This is a genomic window from Pseudomonas sp. EA_65y_Pfl1_P113 (assembly GCF_963970525.1).
Classification (GTDB): Bacteria; Pseudomonadota; Gammaproteobacteria; order Pseudomonadales; family Pseudomonadaceae; genus Aquipseudomonas; species Aquipseudomonas tritici.
Genome location: NZ_CAXAQM010000002.1, coordinates 77,668 through 93,776, shown reverse-complemented (window position 1 = coordinate 93,776; position 16,109 = coordinate 77,668). Strand labels below are relative to the sequence as shown.

13 protein-coding genes and 2 pseudogenes are annotated in these 16,109 nt (G+C 60.4%); 6 read left to right on the top strand and 9 right to left on the bottom strand.

What is annotated here, in order from left to right; all coding sequences use genetic code 11:
* Positions 1-19: 19 nt before the first annotated feature.
* The 3 genes from AACY52_RS02455 to AACY52_RS02445 form a co-directional block, all read right to left on the bottom strand.
* Positions 20-421: a DoxX family protein gene (locus AACY52_RS02455; protein WP_339416013.1), complete on the bottom strand. Its 402-nt coding sequence runs from the start codon at positions 419-421 to the stop codon at positions 20-22.
* A 186-nt stretch (positions 422-607) separates the two neighbouring features.
* Entirely contained in the window at positions 608-952 is a 345-nt protein-coding gene (locus AACY52_RS02450; RefSeq protein ID WP_339436570.1) for an antibiotic biosynthesis monooxygenase, read from the bottom strand.
* A 144-nt stretch (positions 953-1,096) separates the two neighbouring features.
* Positions 1,097-1,837, bottom strand: coding sequence for an SDR family oxidoreductase (locus AACY52_RS02445; protein ID WP_339416009.1), 741 nt, complete (start codon positions 1,835-1,837; stop codon positions 1,097-1,099).
* A 121-nt stretch (positions 1,838-1,958) separates the two neighbouring features.
* Here AACY52_RS02445 and AACY52_RS02440 point away from each other — a divergent pair, with 121 nt between their 5' ends.
* Positions 1,959-2,888 carry a LysR family transcriptional regulator gene (locus AACY52_RS02440; protein ID WP_339427561.1) on the top strand — a complete coding sequence of 310 codons (930 nt, stop codon included), beginning with the start codon at positions 1,959-1,961 and terminating at the stop codon, positions 2,886-2,888.
* Here AACY52_RS02440 and AACY52_RS32145 read toward each other — a convergent pair.
* Complete coding sequence (locus AACY52_RS32145) at positions 2,870-3,205, bottom strand: hypothetical protein (RefSeq protein WP_370468010.1); 336 nt, start codon at positions 3,203-3,205, stop codon at positions 2,870-2,872. The genes AACY52_RS02440 and AACY52_RS32145 overlap by 19 nt on opposite strands.
* Before the next feature lie 283 nt (positions 3,206-3,488).
* Between AACY52_RS32145 and AACY52_RS02430 the strand changes: the two genes are divergently transcribed.
* Both AACY52_RS02430 and AACY52_RS02425 read left to right on the top strand, forming a co-directional pair.
* Entirely contained in the window at positions 3,489-4,049 is a 561-nt protein-coding gene (locus tag AACY52_RS02430) for a cysteine hydrolase family protein (protein WP_339560220.1), read from the top strand.
* A gap of 27 nt (positions 4,050-4,076) precedes the next feature.
* Positions 4,077-4,634: an aspartate/glutamate racemase family protein gene (locus tag AACY52_RS02425; protein WP_339560219.1), complete on the top strand. Its 558-nt coding sequence runs from the start codon at positions 4,077-4,079 to the stop codon at positions 4,632-4,634.
* Between the two features lie 127 nt (positions 4,635-4,761).
* On the opposite strand, the gene nirD is transcribed toward AACY52_RS02425, so the two are convergent.
* Positions 4,762-5,103 (bottom strand): nitrite reductase small subunit NirD, encoded by a 342-nt coding sequence (nirD, locus tag AACY52_RS02420; protein ID WP_339436571.1) that lies wholly within the window; start codon positions 5,101-5,103, stop codon positions 4,762-4,764.
* Positions 5,103-7,643 carry a nitrite reductase large subunit NirB gene (gene nirB, locus AACY52_RS02415; RefSeq protein WP_339427564.1) on the bottom strand — a complete coding sequence of 847 codons (2,541 nt, stop codon included), beginning with the start codon at positions 7,641-7,643 and terminating at the stop codon, positions 5,103-5,105. Before nirB ends, nirD begins: the two co-directional genes overlap by 1 nt.
* Positions 7,644-8,234: 591 nt before the next feature.
* Between nirB and AACY52_RS02410 the strand changes: the two genes are divergently transcribed.
* The 3 genes and pseudogenes from AACY52_RS02410 (at position 8,235) to AACY52_RS32135 (ending at position 14,297) form a co-directional block, all read left to right on the top strand.
* Positions 8,235-12,209 carry a bifunctional nitrate reductase/sulfite reductase flavoprotein subunit alpha gene (locus tag AACY52_RS02410; protein WP_339560218.1) on the top strand — a complete coding sequence of 1,325 codons (3,975 nt, stop codon included), beginning with the start codon at positions 8,235-8,237 and terminating at the stop codon, positions 12,207-12,209.
* 114 nt (positions 12,210-12,323) lie between these two features.
* A pseudogene (locus AACY52_RS32140) lies at positions 12,324-13,442 on the top strand (cache domain-containing protein); the annotation flags it as partial.
* Between the two features lie 87 nt (positions 13,443-13,529).
* Positions 13,530-14,297 (top strand): methyl-accepting chemotaxis protein, encoded by a 768-nt coding sequence (locus AACY52_RS32135; protein WP_370468006.1) that lies wholly within the window; start codon positions 13,530-13,532, stop codon positions 14,295-14,297.
* A gap of 213 nt (positions 14,298-14,510) precedes the next feature.
* Here AACY52_RS32135 and AACY52_RS02400 read toward each other — a convergent pair whose 3' ends face one another.
* The 3 genes and pseudogenes from AACY52_RS02400 to AACY52_RS02390 all read right to left on the bottom strand — a co-directional run.
* Positions 14,511-15,287, bottom strand: a complete 777-nt coding sequence (locus AACY52_RS02400; protein WP_339415994.1) for a nucleotidyltransferase domain-containing protein — start codon at positions 15,285-15,287, stop codon at positions 14,511-14,513.
* Complete coding sequence (locus AACY52_RS02395; protein ID WP_339427567.1) at positions 15,284-15,763, bottom strand: ATP-binding protein; 480 nt, start codon at positions 15,761-15,763, stop codon at positions 15,284-15,286. The genes AACY52_RS02400 and AACY52_RS02395 overlap by 4 nt, the downstream gene beginning before the upstream one ends.
* An 18-nt stretch (positions 15,764-15,781) precedes the next feature.
* A pseudogene (locus tag AACY52_RS02390) lies at positions 15,782-16,057 on the bottom strand (UV damage endonuclease UvsE); the annotation flags it as partial.
* Positions 16,058-16,109: the final 52 nt, after the last annotated feature.

The following is a 16,109-nucleotide window of genomic DNA, read 5'->3' as shown; positions in this document are numbered from 1 at the left end:
CGGAGCCTAAAAAGCACAGTCAGAACGTGTATTTCAATTTGCGATCCAGTGCCAGGCTGCCGCTGCCACGCACAGCGATGTACAGGGCGAGAAACGTCATCAGTACCGGGTATTCAATTCCCCGGTCGACCCACGGCCACGTTGGGCCGAGAGCGCAACTGATCCCTACCATTTCCAGAGCGACGATCAGAGCAACTGGTCGTACCCACAAGCCAACGGCGAGCATAAAAGCACCCAGGGTCTCCAGTAGCATGACAAGAAACGCAAGCTCACTGGCGAACGGCAGCCCCAGGACGTTCTGCATAAGGTTGATGGAGCCTTCCATGGGATTTGCCATGGAGCCATGCGATGTTCCTAACGCTTTCGGCAGGCCGTGAGTAAACAAAATAGCGCCGAAGGCCGCGCGCAAGACGGCATACATGACCGCCTCTCCCCGCGCATACAGGGGCGCTAGCGCTGGGAACAACAGACGCTCCTGGCGGCTTACACTCCCAGTTGACAGCTGAACATCGTGTATTGATTTTTTCATATCCATACTTCTTAAAACCATTACGTAAGCCCCGCCCCGACTAGATATAAATCCCGGTGGTTGCGAGGCGTTCTAGGGTTAGGCACTTAACGTCCCTGAGTTGGGTAATGCGTTTGCAGTGACCTTTTTAACCGACCTGGGGCCCAGCAAGTTGATCAGTTCACTGAGCGCAGGGTGGCAAAAGTGGCGCTCCATGGCCTGAGGCGACTCCCACAGGCCGGTCATAATCCAAAGGTCCTTTTTCGTATGACTTTGAAGCGCTTGATAAGTGATGCATCCAGGCGAGCCCAGGATGGTTGTCGCCAAGGATGACAAACGCGACTCGCACGACGATGACGCCTCGGTCTGCACGTGGACTTCAATAATGCTGATCGCTTCAGTCACAGCGGTATTGCTCGATGACTCGCCCGTTTCAGTCAACATTTCGCTTCTCCGGATACCTGCGGGGCGCCACCACCGTCAGTCGTGCGCATGCTGGCGTAGACAATATGGCGCGCATCGCGCCGAACCCACTGGATGCTCCGGTGATCAGAATAACTTGGCTCATGACATGACTCCTTGGTTGACTTAGGCGAAACCGCCATTGCTGCGAAGTACTTGCGAATTGATCCAGCCGCCGTCCGGTCCTGCCAGGAAGGCCACCGCACTGGCGATGTCCTCTGGGGTTCCCAAGCGTTCCAGCGGCGCAAGGTTGGCGATCTGCGCTATTTGTTCCGGGCTCTTGCCCTCAAAGAACAAATCAGTACCGACGGGTCCGGGTGCAACGGCGTTGACTGTGATGCGACGACCTCGCAGCTCGTTGGCAAGCACGTGTACAAGTCCTTCAACGCCTGCCTTTGACGCGATGTAGGGACCGTAGGAGGGGAACGATTTGGCGATCACGCTGGTGGACAGCGCGATAATGCGACCGCCGTCATCGACATGCGCAGCCGCTTGACCCAGTACCAGAAACGCACCGCGCAGGTTGGTGGCAATGACTGTGTCGAAGTCAGCCAGACTGCTTTCTCTGATGGTCGCCATCGGCATAATGCCTGCGCTGTTGACCACGACATCAATCCTGCCGAAAGCCTCTTTGGCGGCCTTGAACAAGGCAGCCACGTCCTCCGGATTGCCGACGTCACCCTTGACTGCGATGGCCCTGCCGCCGACAGACTGGATCGCTGCAACTGTTTCTTCTGCCTTTGCGGTGTTGTGAGCGAAGTTGACCACCACAGCAAAGCCGTCGGCGGCGAGGCGCATGGCGATGCATTGGCCGATGCCACGGGAGCCTCCGGTAACAAGGGCCGTTTTCAAACTATTGTCAGTCATACAGGACTCCTGATTTGCAAGTCAGTGGGCGACGATGCCCTTGAGTCCTATGTTGCTTGTTTGCCAGAACTGGATAAATACAGCTAAATGGCCAACAAAATTCCACCAGGAACAACAATAGATGGATCGCTTCGATTCACTCCAGCTGTTCGCGCGTATCGTTGAGTTGAGCAGCTTCAGCCGCGCAGCGGCAGCGCTCGACATTCCACGTGCCACCGCGACTCACGCCATCAAAGAGCTGGAAAGTCGACTGGGGATTCGACTACTGGAGCGCACCACTCGGCATGTACGACCGACAGTCGACGGGCAGGCGTTCTACGAGCGATGTGTTTTCGTGCTGAGTGAACTGGACGATGCCGAGTCATCATTGCGCCACGTAGCGTCTAATCCGCAAGGATTGCTGCGCGTGGATATGCACGGTACTCATGCGACCAAGATTGTGCTGCCAAGGATTGATGAGTTTCGGGCGCGCTATCCAGGAATCGAATTGACAGCCAGTGGTGGTGATCGCTTGGTGGATCTCGTTCGGGAGGGGGTAGATTGCGTCGTGCGCGCAGGCACCCCCCAAGACTCGACGCTGGTAGCCAGGCCTCTTGCGGTGATGCCCCAGATCATTTGCGCGAGTCCTGAATACCTGACGCGTTTCGGCAGCCCTAAAAAACCTGAAGATTTGGCCGTGCATCAAACAGTAAAGTTCTTTTCGAGCAATGGCTCCTCGAATCTTCCTTTGGAATTGGTCCTCGGTGGCCAGATACGCCAGTTCACACTCAATGGCTGGATGGCAGTGAACGATGCTGAAAGCTACGTCGTATGTTCATTGCGTGGCTGCGGTCTGATTCAGGTGCCTCGTTACCACATTGAAGAGTATCTGGAAGCGGGGCGCCTGGTGGAAGTCTTGAGCGACTGGAAGAGCCCCGGCCTGACAGTTTCTGCCATGTACCCGCATCATCGGCACCTGTCGCCACGGGTACGCGTTTTCATTGACTGGCTGGGTGAGATCTACAGCGACATGTTTGGCACACTTCCAGCCAACTACTTGCAATCGACTTGAGGCGCTGGGGTGTCCAGTCGCGATGAGCTTTGTGCGATGCCGGCATGTGTTCGCTCTGGGTGCTGTAGGCGCCGCGCGAGCAACAGGTGGGTGGCGACCCGGCGATGGCCGTGCAGGATCTCGACGGTAAGTTGCACATAACGTGAAACCGGCACGCCTACGAACGCACTGAATTGTCGATGGAAGTGAAACGTCGAAAAGTTCGCCACCTGGCTTAACGCCCTCACCGACAGGTCGCCTTCGAGATTGGCATCTATGTAGGCGAGTACGGCGTTGAAACGTTTTGTGTAAGCGAAATGGGTCGGCATGTCAGACACGGGAAAAAGCTCCTGGAAGTACGGCCGTCAATAGAGTCGACCATAGCGTCGTGAGCACGCCTAGCCGCATTTGCTAAGGACACGCTTTGGGTTTGCCGATGCGATCCTCTTCCAAGGCGATTTAAAGGGCGGGGCAGTTCAATAATGAGACGGATCGAGCGGGCGTACCGACGCAGTGGTGCCGTACGCCGAGGCTCAGTTAAAGCTGCCCAGGTAGGAAATCGCTGTCTGGATGCCCACATTGGCTGTTATGTTTCGAGCCTCACGAGCAAAGGGAAGTGTCATGGAACCGCCAGCAACCAACGCGGCACTGCTGATCATCGATATGCAGCAAGGCATGAACCAGCCGAAGCTGGGACGTCGCAACAACCTCGACGCCGAAGTGCAGATACAGCGTTTGTTGAGCGCATGGCGCCAATCCAACCGTCCTGTCGTCCACATCCGGCACATTTCCCGCTCACCCGGCTCGGTATTCTGGCCAGGCCAGCCGGGTTGTGAGTTCCAGCCCGCGCTCCAACCGCTGGCGCATGAGCCTGTGGTGGACAAGAACGTTCCGGATGCCTTCACCGCCACCGGCCTGGAGCGCTGGTTGCATGCACGCTCGATCCGGGAGTTGGTGATCGTCGGTGTGATCACCAACAACTCCGTTGAAGCCACGGCGCGCTCCGCCGGCAACCTGGGTTTTGATGTGAGCGTGGTGGCGGATGCTTGTTATACGTTTGATCAGACTGATTTATCCGGGCGGCTGTGGCCTGCGGAGGATGTACATGCGCTGTCGCTGAGTAACCTGGCGATGGACTATGCCAAGGTTGTGGACGCCTCCGTAGTCCTGGGCGGGCTATGAATAGTTGGCGCGTCGCTGGCTTATCATTTGGCGAGCAAAGGCGCGAATGTCACCGCGCTGTGTGCCCTCGCCCGGCATGCCGATGTTGTGGTGCTCACCTGCTCGACCTTGGGTCCATCCATTGAAAGAATCGCACCCGATATTCAGGTACCGATTTTGAGAGCGGATGAAGCCTTGGCCGCTACGGCGGTTCGTCACGGCGGCAAGATCGTTGTGCTTTGTGCCATCAAGACAACGCTAGAACCCACCACACGGCTATTTCACAAGGCCGCTCAGCAATCAAACGCAGTGGTTGACGTACAGCTGGTTCCGGGTGCGTGGCATCAGTTCAAGGCGGGAGAGTACCAGGACCTGCCCGAAGAGCTGAAGAAAGAGGTACTCGCGTTTGCAGATATCAACGTGGCGTGGCTCGCAGCAGTTCTCACGGACATCGGCAACGGCAATGCCACTGACCACGAGCGGCGCGCGCGCGCCATCTACACCGCCATCGCGGGCGCGCAGTTGATTGCTCGTACGCGCATCGATATCGGCCTGTATGACGAACTCGTTCAGAGCTATCAGGACGCAGGGCTTATTCCGGCCTGATGGACTGAAGGGTCACCTGCGACACGTAGACGAAAATGCCCTTGTTCATCGATGACCTCGCCCTCTGATCCGAACACATGGACATCCCATGGCCGCGTCGCTGGGGCTCGACAGCTCCCACAGTCGCTCAACCTACCCCCACCTCCACTACCCCACCGTTCAAACGCACCGGCCAGACGCGCAGGCGCTGGTCTGGCGCCTCCAGGCATTGCCCGTCAGCCAGGCGGTAATGCTGCTTGTAGATCGGCGCAGCCACCACCAACTCGCCTTTGATACTGCCAATCAACCCCCTACCGATCACATTCGCCCCCGATTCCGGGTCGTGGTTATCAATGGCATACAGCGTCTGGTCTTGCGCACCCGGCAGGTAGAACAACGCCACTTGCGCGCCGTCCAACCACACCACCACGCCGGAGTTGGTCACCAGGTCTTGCCTGTTGCACACGGTTTTCCAGATGGGCTGGCTCATCACGCAATCTCCTCGATGACCGGAATCAAGTTGAGTTCAGAGGCCATGATCGGCCGGCGCTGGCCGCGCTCCTGGACGAAGTGGATGTCCGGGTCCGGGCGTTTGTCGTTGACGAAGGTGCGGAAGCGCTTGAGTTTCTCCGGGTCCGCGAGCGCGTTGGCCCACTCGCATTCGTAGCGGTCGACCACCCGTTGCATCTGCGCTTCGAGCTCGGCGCCCAGCCCCAGGCTGTCCTCAAGGATCACGTCCTTGAGGAAATCCAGGCCGCCCTCCAGGCTTTCGCGCCATACCGAAGTACGCTGCAACTTGTCGGCGGTGCGGATGTAGAACATCAGGAAGCGGTCGATGTAGCGGATCAGCGTGGCATCATCCAGGTCGGTGGCGAACAGCTCCGCATGGCGTGGGCGCATACCACCGTTGCCAGCGATGTAGAGGTTCCAGCCCTTCTCGGTGGCGATCACGCCGACGTCCTTGCTCTGGGCTTCAGCGCATTCTCGGGTGCAGCCAGACACCGCGAACTTGAGCTTGTGCGGCGAGCGCAGGCCTTTGTAGCGATCCTCGATCAGCAGCGCCATTTTCACGCTGTCCTGCACGCCGTAGCGGCACCAGGTGCTGCCCACGCAAGACTTCACCGTGCGCGTGGATTTGCCATAGGCATGCCCGGTCTCGAACCCCGCCGCGATCAGTTCGCCCCAGATGTCCGGCAGTTCATGCAGTTGCGCGCCAAACAGGTCGATGCGCTGGCCGCCGGTGATCTTGGTGTAGAGGTCGTATTTCTTCGCCACTTCGCCGATCACAATGAGTTTTTCTGCAGTGATCTCACCCCCCGGAATGCGTGGTACCACCGAGTAGGTGCCGTTCTTCTGCATGTTGGCCATGAACGTATCGTTGGTGTCCTGCAACGGCACCAAGGATGCGTCCATGATCGGCTGGTTCCAGCACGATGCCAGGATCGAGCCGACTGCCGGCTTGCACACATCGCAACCGGTGTGGCCACGGCCATGTTTGGCCAGCAGTTCGTCAAACGTGATGATGCCGTCCACACGCACCAAGGCGTACAGTTCCTGCCGGGTGTAGGCGAAGTGTTCGCACAGGCTTTTGTCAACGCTGACGCCACGGGCGATCAGCTCATGCTCGAACACCTGCTTGAGCAACCCGGCGCAGCCGCCGCAACCGGTGCAGGCCTTGGTCTGGGCTTTAAGCAGGCCGAGGTCGCTGCAGCCGCCGTCAATGGCTGAGCAGATCGAACCTTTGGTCACGTTGTGGCAGGAGCACACGGTAGCCGACTCCGGCAACGCGCCGGGGCCCAGGGTGGGAGCGCCGCTGGACGATGGCAGGATCAGGCTGGCCGGCTCGGACGGCAATGTGATGCTGTTCTGCATGTATTGCAGCAAGGTGTCGTAGTAGCTGTTGTCGCCCACCAGTACAGCACCAATCACATGCTTGCCCGAAGCATCCACCACCAGGCGCCGGTAACTGGCGCTGGCTTCGTCGATAAACTGGTAGCTGCGCGCGCCGGGCGTGTGGGCATGGGCATCGCCGATGGAGCCCACGTCCACACCGAGCAACTTGAGTTTGGTCGACATGTCGGCGCCCACAAACGGCTCGCCGGTTTGCTCGCAGAGCAGCGCGGCAACGCCTCGGGCCATCTGGTAGCCCGGCGCGACGAGGCCGAACAGGCTGCCGTTCCAGGACGCGCACTCACCAATCGCGTAGATATTCGGGTCGATGCTCAGGCACTCATCGTTGATCACCACGCCGCCGCGCGGGCCGATTTCCAGGCCAGCCTGGCGAGCCAGCGCGTCTTGGGCACGGATGCCAGCGGAGAACACGATCACGTCGGTTTCCAGGAATTCGTCATTGGCGAAGTTCATGCGGTAGCGATACTCCGCGCCCGCGCTGATCGACTGGGTTGCACGGGACAAATGCACACCGACGCCCAGCCGCTCGATCTGCGCCTTGAGCGCGAGGCCGCCAAAATCGTCGAGTTGCACCGGCATCAAGCGCGGCGCGAACTCCACTACATGCGCTTCAAGCCCCAGGCTTTTCAGCGCGTTAGCGGCTTCCAGACCGAGCAGGCCGCCCCCCACCACCACGCCGCGTCGCGCATTGGCGGCCGCCTTGCGAATCGCATCCAGATCCTCAAGCGTGCGATACACCAGCCGCGAATCGCCTTCAGCGCCTTCGATGGGCGGCACAAATGGATAGGAACCGGTGGCCAACACCAGCTTGTCATAGGCCACGCAGCCGTCGGCGGTGATCACCTCGCAGCGGGCGCGGTCGATCTCCAGCACCGGCACGCCCAGGTGCAAGGTCACGCCTGGGGTCTGGTACAACGAAGCGTCGGACAATGCCAGCGACTCGGCATCACGGCCGGTGAAATATTCGGACAGGTGCACCCGGTCATAGGCGCGCATCGGCTCCTCGCTGAACACGTGCAAGCGGTAGTGATCCAGCGCGCCGCGTTCGATCAGTTGCGCCACACAGTGGTGACCGACCATGCCATTGCCGACGACGATCAGGGTTTTGAGACTGTTCATATAAATCACCCGACAAAGCTCATCACGGTTTAAAAAGCAAAAAAAAACGCCTGAAACCTTGCGGTTCCAGGCGTCTTTGCCTGTTCTTATGCGGGTTCTGATCGGGCGACTGCGCCGGACTCACCGCTATTGCCCAATGGTGTCGATCGTCGTTGACCGAGGTGGGTTGAGAGGGAGCTTGCAGGGTCTGTGCCAATCGAAGACAAGGGCCGGATTCACGGCATCACAACGTAATCAGCGGTTTTTTTCGCGCGCTTTCAGCGCCTCCAACTGGTGCGTCCCGCGTCATAAAAGTGCACCCCAACGGCTTTTGTAGTGAGCGGGCTTGCCCCGCGCTGGGTGGCAAAGCCGCCCCAATAGAGACGCCGCCGGTATCCAGCTAGAACCAGGTCGCCTGGTTTGGGGCGGCTGCGCCACTCAGCGCGGGGCAAGCCCGCTCACTACAGCCAGATGAAAAACCTGGCGCGTGACTTGCTAGGAATACTTCAACCAAGCAGTCAACGCTGATTGCTCTCTCACGACAAAGGCGCCGTGTAATCCCCGTTTTCAACGGAGGGTTACAAGGCGCCTTTTTTGTTTACGGGGTTACGGATGGCAAACCAAAACGTGCGCAGCGTGTGCCCTTATTGTGGCGTGGGCTGCGGCATCGTCATGCAGGTCGAGCACAACACAGTGGTCAAGGTGATCGGCGACAAGGCCCACCCAACCAACTTCGGCCGGCTGTGCACCAAGGGCACCACCTGCGGGCACGCCATCGCCGAGTCCGGCCGCATGGAAAGTGCCTACGTGCGCCAGGCGCGCGATCACGACCCGGTGCGCATTGCCATGGACAAGGCCATCAGCGAAACCGCCGCCCGCTTGCGCCACACCCTCGATACCCACGGGCCGGATGCGCTGGCTTTCTACGTGTCGGGCCAGATGTCGCTGGAATCCCAATACCTGATCAACAAATTGGCCAAGGGTTTCGTGCGCACCCCCAACATCGAATCCAACTCGCGCCTGTGCATGGCCAGCGCCGGCAGTGGCTACAAACTGTCGCTTGGCTCCGACGGGCCGCCGGGTTCCTACGAGGACTTCGACCGCGCCGACTTGTTCTTCGTGATCGGCGCGAACATGGCCGACTGTCACCCGATCCTGTTCCTGCGCATGATGGACCGGGTCAAGGCCGGCGCGAAGCTGATCGTGGTCGACCCCCGACGCACTGCCACGGCGGACAAGGCCCACCTGTTCCTGCCGATAGAGCCCGGCACCGACCTCGCCTTGCTCAATGGCCTGTTGCACCTGCTGGTCAAGAACGGCCACACCGACCCTGCCTTTATCGCGGCCTTCACCGAGGGCTGGGAAGCCATGCCCGCGTTTCTGGAGGACTACTCGCCAGACCGGGTCGCCGCCATAACCGGCCTTGCCGAAGCCGATATCCGACAAGCCGCCGGCTGGATCGGCCAGGCTGCCGAGTGGATGAGTTGCTGGACCATGGGCCTCAACCAGAGCACCCACGGCACCTGGAACACCAACGCCCTGTGTAACCTGCACCTGGCCACCGGTGCCATCTGCCGCCCCGGCAGCGGACCGTTTTCCCTGACCGGGCAACCCAACGCCATGGGCGGGCGCGAAATGGGCTACATGGGCCCCGGCCTGCCAGGGCAGCGCTCGGTGCTGGTCGAGGCCGACCGCGCCTTTATCGAGGACCTGTGGCAGATCCCCCACGACAGCCTGCCGCGCCAGGCTGGCGGCGGCACCGTGGCGATGTTCGAGCAGATGGCGGCTGGGCAGATCAAAGCCTGCTGGATTATCTGCACCAACCCGGTGGCCAGCGTGCCCAACCGGCAAACGGTCATCAAAGGCCTGCAAACCGCCGAGCTGGTGATCACCCAGGACGCTTTCCTCGACACCGAGACCAACCGCTACGCCGACATCCTTTTGCCTGGCGCGCTGTGGGCCGAGGCCGAAGGGGTGATGATCAACTCCGAGCGCAACCTGACCCTGATGCAAAAGGCCGTCGAGGCCCCCGGCGAGGCCCTGCCCGACTGGCAGATCATCGCCAGGGTCGCCTGTGAGATGGGCTTCGCCGAGGCCTTCACCTACGCGTGCGCCGCCGACGTCTTTGAAGAGATCAAACGCGCCTGGAACCCCAAGACCGGCTATGACATTCGTGGCGCGAGCTACCCGCGACTGCGTGACAAGCCGCTGCAATGGCCCTGCGCATCAGACGATGCGGCAGACCGTAACCCGATCCGCTACGTGAAGGACGGCACGCTCATTTTCGCCACTGAAAACGGCAAAGCCCAGTTCCTCGCACGCCCCCATATGCCGCCGGCGGAAATGCCGGATGAGGCGTTTCCCTTCGTGCTGAACACCGGCCGCGTGCAGCACCAATGGCACACGCTGACCAAGACCGGCAAGGTCGCCACGCTGAACAAACTCAACCCTGGCCCCTTCGTGGAACTACACCCCGAAGACGCCGCCCGCCTGGGTATCAAGGACAAGGACCGGGTTGAAATACGCTCACAGCGTGGCCGCGCCGTACTGCCTGCGGTAGTCACCGACCGTGTGCGGGCGGGCAACTGTTTTGCGCCGTTTCATTGGAACGATGTGTTTGGCGAAAACCTCGCGATCAACGCCGTGACCCATGACGCCGTGGACCCGATTTCCCTTCAGCCGGCGTTCAAGTTCTGCGCCGTCGCCCTGGCCCGGGTCGAACTGATCGACCACCTGTTTCTGGACCTCCACACTCCCAGACCAGACGACAGCACCTTGTCGCGCCTTAACGCCTTCGCTGACATCGTCGGCATCCGTCATCTATCGCCGCCGCCACTGAGCGACAGTGAGCGCACTTACCTCGCCGGCTTCCTCAGTGGCCTGCAATCCAGCGCCGCGGGCCAGACTGGCGGTGTACCGACGATGCCGGCGAATGCGCCATTGGCAAGGGAATCCAGGCTGTGGCTGGACGGCCTGCTTGGCGGTTTGTTCAGCCGTACAGACGCCATCGCAGCGCCCTCCCCGGCAGTCACCCTGCTGTGGGCGTCGCAAACCGGCAACGCCGAAGCCTTGGCCGAGCGTTTTGCCAAACGCCTGCGCGACGCTGGGATCACGGTGGAACTGAGCGCGATGGCGGACTTCCCCGCGAGCAAACTGGCGAGCACTCACACCCTCGCGCTGATCAGCAGCACCTTTGGCGACGGCGACCCACCGGACAACGGCGAAAGTTTCTGGCACAGCTTAAGCACCGCCGAGATACGCCTGGAATCCCTGCGCTTTGCGGTGCTGGCCCTGGGCGATCCCAATTACGACCAGTTCTGCAACCACGGCAAGCAACTCGACCAGCGCTTGCTGGAATTGGGCGCCACCCGCCTGCTGGAGCGTGTCGACTGCGACACCGAATTCGAGGAACGCGCCGATGCCTGGCTGGTGCGGTTCCAACACACCCTAAACCCGGCAAAGCCCATAGCGCCGGCCACGCCAGCCGGTAAAACCAAGCTGTACGGGTCACGGCTGCTGCTCAACCGGCACCTGAACCCCCACAGCGCCCACAAGGAAACCCGCCAGTTTGCCCTGGACCTGGCTGACTCCGGGCTCACCTATGAAGCCGGTGATGCCCTCGGAGTACGGCCGCGCAATTGCCCTGAACTGGTCAGCGAACTGCTCGACCTCATCCGCCTGAGTGCGAGCACGTGCGTGAACATCGACACCTTCGGTGATGTGCCGCTGCAACAGGCGCTCACCCAGCACTTCGAAATCGCCCGGCCGAGCAGCGACACCTTGGCCTTCATCGCCGAGCGCAGCGCCAACCCAGGCCTCAAACACTTGCTCAACCCCGAGCACAAGGCCGAACTGAATGACTGGCTGTGGGGCCGGCAACTGGCGGACGTGCTGCAGGCATACCCTATCGATTGCGCCGCGGACGAACTGCTGGGCACCCTCAAGCGCCTGCAGCCACGCTTGTATTCGATTGCCTCGAGTGCCAAGGCCTACCCGCAGGAAGTGCACCTCACAGTGGCCGCCGTGCGCTATGGCAAGCGCAAAGGCGTGTCCTCGACCTTCCTCGCCGACCGCGCGGGCGACGCTGAGGTGCCGTTGTTCGTGCAGCCGTCCAAACACTTCCGTACACCCAGCGATGGCGACGTGCCGATGATCATGATCGGGCCTGGCACCGGCGTCGCGCCGTTCCGCGCGTTTTTACAGGAACGCCGCGCCTTGGGGCATCAGGGCCGCAATTGGCTGTTTTTTGGCGAACAGCACGCGGCCAGCGATTTCTACTATCAGGACGAACTGCAGGGCATGCAACGCGACGGCATGCTCACTCACTTGAGCCTGGCGTTCTCCCGCGACCAGCCGCAGAAGGTCTACGTGCAGGACCGCATCCGCGAACAGGGCGCCGAGCTCTGGCGATGGCTGCAGGACGGCGCCAAGCTGTACATCTGCGGCGACGCCAGCCATATGGCCAAAGACGTCGACCAGGCGCTGCGTCAGGTCGCGCAAACCCACGGCGGGCTTGGCGTGGAAGCCGCCGTGGATTACTGGCGGCAGTTGAGTGAACAGAAGCGTTATCTGCGTGATGTGTATTGATTGGATACAGAACAATAAGCAGTTTGTATTGTGTACAAAAAACCCTAAAGTTTTATCGCAGAAGGGCCGAAACATCAGTGATAGCAAATCGCCGTGCTTGCGTGATGGAGAACGATGATTTGGCAACCCTCTACGCTGATGGTCGTCTCGATGAAAATAAAAAATAAGTTGGTGCTGGCATTCGTCTCTGTCGCGTTTATACCGGTAAGCCTGGTGGCTGTGATCTCGGTCATGAACACGCGGACCCAGGCGGTGGATCAGTTTATCGACGGCAGCACCCGGGAAATCCGTCAGATCGATGGCAATATCCGCCAGTTCTTCGACGGCACCCTGCAGAACGTCGATCAAATGGCCGCCGATCCTGTATACACATCAGTTAACACGCTGAAAAACTACCAGCCCGCCGACGCGGCCAGCCAGCCCATGCCGGCCGAGGCACAAGCCGTCATCGACCGATTCGCACGCTTTGGCGCCACGCACCCAGCGGCGGCGATTCTGTCCATCGGCCTGGAAGATGGCACCTATGCCAAATGGCCGGATGACCCGCAACTGTCCAAGTACGACCCTCGCACGCGCCCCTGGTACAAAGCGGCCATGGCCAGCCCCGGCAAGACCGTCCGTACGCCCGCCTACTATTACGACAAAGACGACGTGGCGTTGGTCGGCACCGCACGGGCGCTGTTGGATAACGGCAAAGCCAAGGGCGTGTTTGTGGTCAGCGTCTCATTGAAAAACCTCACCGAGCTGGTCAAGAGCATCAAGCTGGGTGAAAGCGGCTACGTGATGCTGATCGAAGACGGCGTGGTGCTGGTGGACCCGCGCGACGCCGCCCACAGTTTCAAACCGCTCAAAGACCTGGGCGCCGCCTATGCGCAACTCGCCGACACACCGCAAGGCTCCACCGAAGTGGAAATCGACGGCGTGCGCTACATGGCCAACGTGTGGACCTCCCCCAGTCTTGGCTGGCGCTACATCGGGCTGATCGAGCAGCGTGAAGTCATGGCTGAAGCCACCCGCATGACCTACCTCACCGCGATCATCGTCGGCGTGCTGGTACTGATCTTCGGATTGATTGCAGCCGCGTTCTCCAAGGTCATCGTCAAGCCCATTGGCCAGGTCAGCACGGGCTTGCAGTCCATCGCCGAGGGTGAAGGTGACTTGCGCCACGAACTGCAGGTGCAGGGCAAGGATGAAACCGCCGAACTGGCCGGTTGGTTCAACAAGTTTCTCGCAGCGATTCGCCAACTGATCCAGCATATCGGCGCGGCGTCGGCCAATCTGCAGAACGCCTCCAAGGTCAACAGCGAGGTCGCGCACAACATGAACGAGGCGGCGGGCCGGCAACGTGAGGCGGTTGAATTGGTGTCCACCGCGTTCAACGAAATGGTTGCCACCGCCAACGAAGTCGCGCGCTCATGCAGCGGCGCAGCGGAGTCCGCCGAAAACGGGCACCGTCGCGTGGCCGAGGGCAAGCAGCAGATCGAGGTCACTACCGATAACGTCAACCGCTTGGGCCGCCGTCTCACCGAATCGTCCCAGGCCATGGTTGAACTGGAGGCCGGCAGTCGCAGCATCAACCAGATCCTCGGCACCATTCGCGCGATTGCCGAACAGACCAACCTCTTGGCGCTCAACGCTGCCATCGAAGCCGCCCGCGCCGGTGATCAAGGCCGTGGCTTTGCCGTGGTGGCCGATGAAGTGCGCGCACTGGCCAAGCGCACGTCAGACTCCACCGGCGAAATCGAGCAACTGCTTGGCACCCTGGAAAACAAGACCCAGGAGGTCACGCAGAAGATGGGCAGTTGCCTGGACCTGTCGCGGGACAGCGTGTCGTCCATCGAAAGCGCGCGGGACAGCTTCGAAGGCATTCAACTGTCAGTGAACGAAATCCGCGACCAGAACCTGCAGATCTCCGCCGCCGCCGAGGAACAACACAGCGTGGCCGAAGAGATCAATCGGCATATCCAGCAGATCTACGACGAGGCACGACTGGTGGAAAGCCTGGCCAACTCGGCGCAGGACGATTCGGGGCGGTTGTCCAACCTTTCGGATGAGTTGAATGGGTTGGTGGGACGGTTCAAGTCTTAGGACCCGTGTGCTTCGGTTGTACCTGCGAACGCAATTTCAGCAGCGGCGCCGATCAAATGTGGGAGCTGTCGAGCCCCGGCGAGGCTGCGAAGGCGGCGGTATTGCCAACCTATTGATCGCCTGACACACCGCTTTCGCAGCCTCGCTAAAGCTCGACAGCTCTCACAGGAGATCTGCTTTGGATTTCGCCTATACCGGCGAACACCAGCAGAACTACGCTCGCTGTAAAACCATCCAGCTCAGAAAGGCCTGAAGTCGGGCTGAGAATTTTTCGCCGTCGGCACTCGGGTTTCGGGCTTCAAACAGGAAGAACGCCACGTTAACCATCATTGTCGGATGCCACTGGACGAACAGCGCAACGTGCTCTTCGAGTGTCTGCGGCCACGTCGCCGCATCCTGCGAACGCAATACATGGGTCGCCCTGATCAGCTTGCGTGACGCTTCGCGCTGCCAGCGAAGTCGCTCCCGCTCGGAGTCGGCGTCTGCGATGCGTGTGAGGTAGGCGGTCAATACCGGTTCAAAGTCACCGTTCATGGCCAAGGCAATGTCCACCGAAGGCCGAAACCGCTCAATGTGCAGCGCAAGGTCCTCACCCCACACGCATCGGCAATGGTGCTTGAGCCAGAAGCCCCAGCTGTTGCGGTTTTCCGCCGCCATGACGTCCCCACGGCTGCCAATATCGAAATCCACCTTGGTGACTTGCGAATGCCGCCGCTCCAGGTCGCGCCGGATCACTTCCAGCCGTTCCAGTACCCGTGAAGTCGGCGACTCGCGCAGCACCAGCGTGAGATCAAGATCGGAAACACCCGGGATGGCATCTCCGCGCGCCACACTGCCGTAGAGGTAGATACCCTGCACTCCCAGCGCTTCCTGCGACAGAGCGGTGCAGGCCTCCTCAAGCAATGGCTGAAACTCGCTCTGCACGGACGTTTCGAGGACGGTGAGGATGAAACCTTCGGCGTCGACCCCTTTAAAATGCGCTGCACTCACGAGCGATGCACCTCAATCACCAACCCCTCCTCCTCACTCGGCACACAGAAGTGGCGTGTGATCAGGTCAAACTCGGCATCCGTCGCCGCAAAATCGTGCTCACCGTGCGCATTACGCGCATGCAGTCGAGCGCGGCAGGTGTCGTCGTCCAGTTCCAGGTAGTGCAAGCAGTGTGGCACCCCGGCGGCCTGCGCCAGTCCCAGCAGCCACTGGCGGTTAGCCAACGTGTTAGCCGGAAAATCCAGCACCACGTTGACGCCCGACTCCAGCAAACCTACCACCAGCGGCCCCAACACCCCGCGGATGCGTTGGGCGCAGCGCAGGTAATCCGCCACCGACAAAATTTCGCCGGGATACAACTGTGCAAGCCACGGGTCCTCGCTTAACCGCATCGCCGCGTGTTCAGCGCTGAGGGTGCTGGCGAGCGTTGATTTGCCCGACGCTATCTTGCCGCATAGCAGATGCAGGGTTGGCATGAGTAAAGGTTCCCTTTTTTAAACTGAACGTCGCTTGAAAGGCTCATAAAACGCCCAAGCTGCCACATTCTTGTCCTTGGACTCCAGCATGATGTCGAAGCGATCGAAAAACTGCAGCGCGTAGTCGTTGGTCCAGCGGTTCCACTTGTGTGCGCTGTGGGCATACAGGTCGCGCTTGTAAGCCACCTTCAACAGTGCGTCCACTTCCAGCGTGTGCTCGGCGTCGAAACCGGGCGCCTGCAAGACTTCTTGGGGCTGGGAGTAATGCAGGGTAGGCCGCACGCTCTGTGCCGAATGGTGCGAAAAACATCTCGACACCAATCCCTAGTGAACTTTCTGATAAACG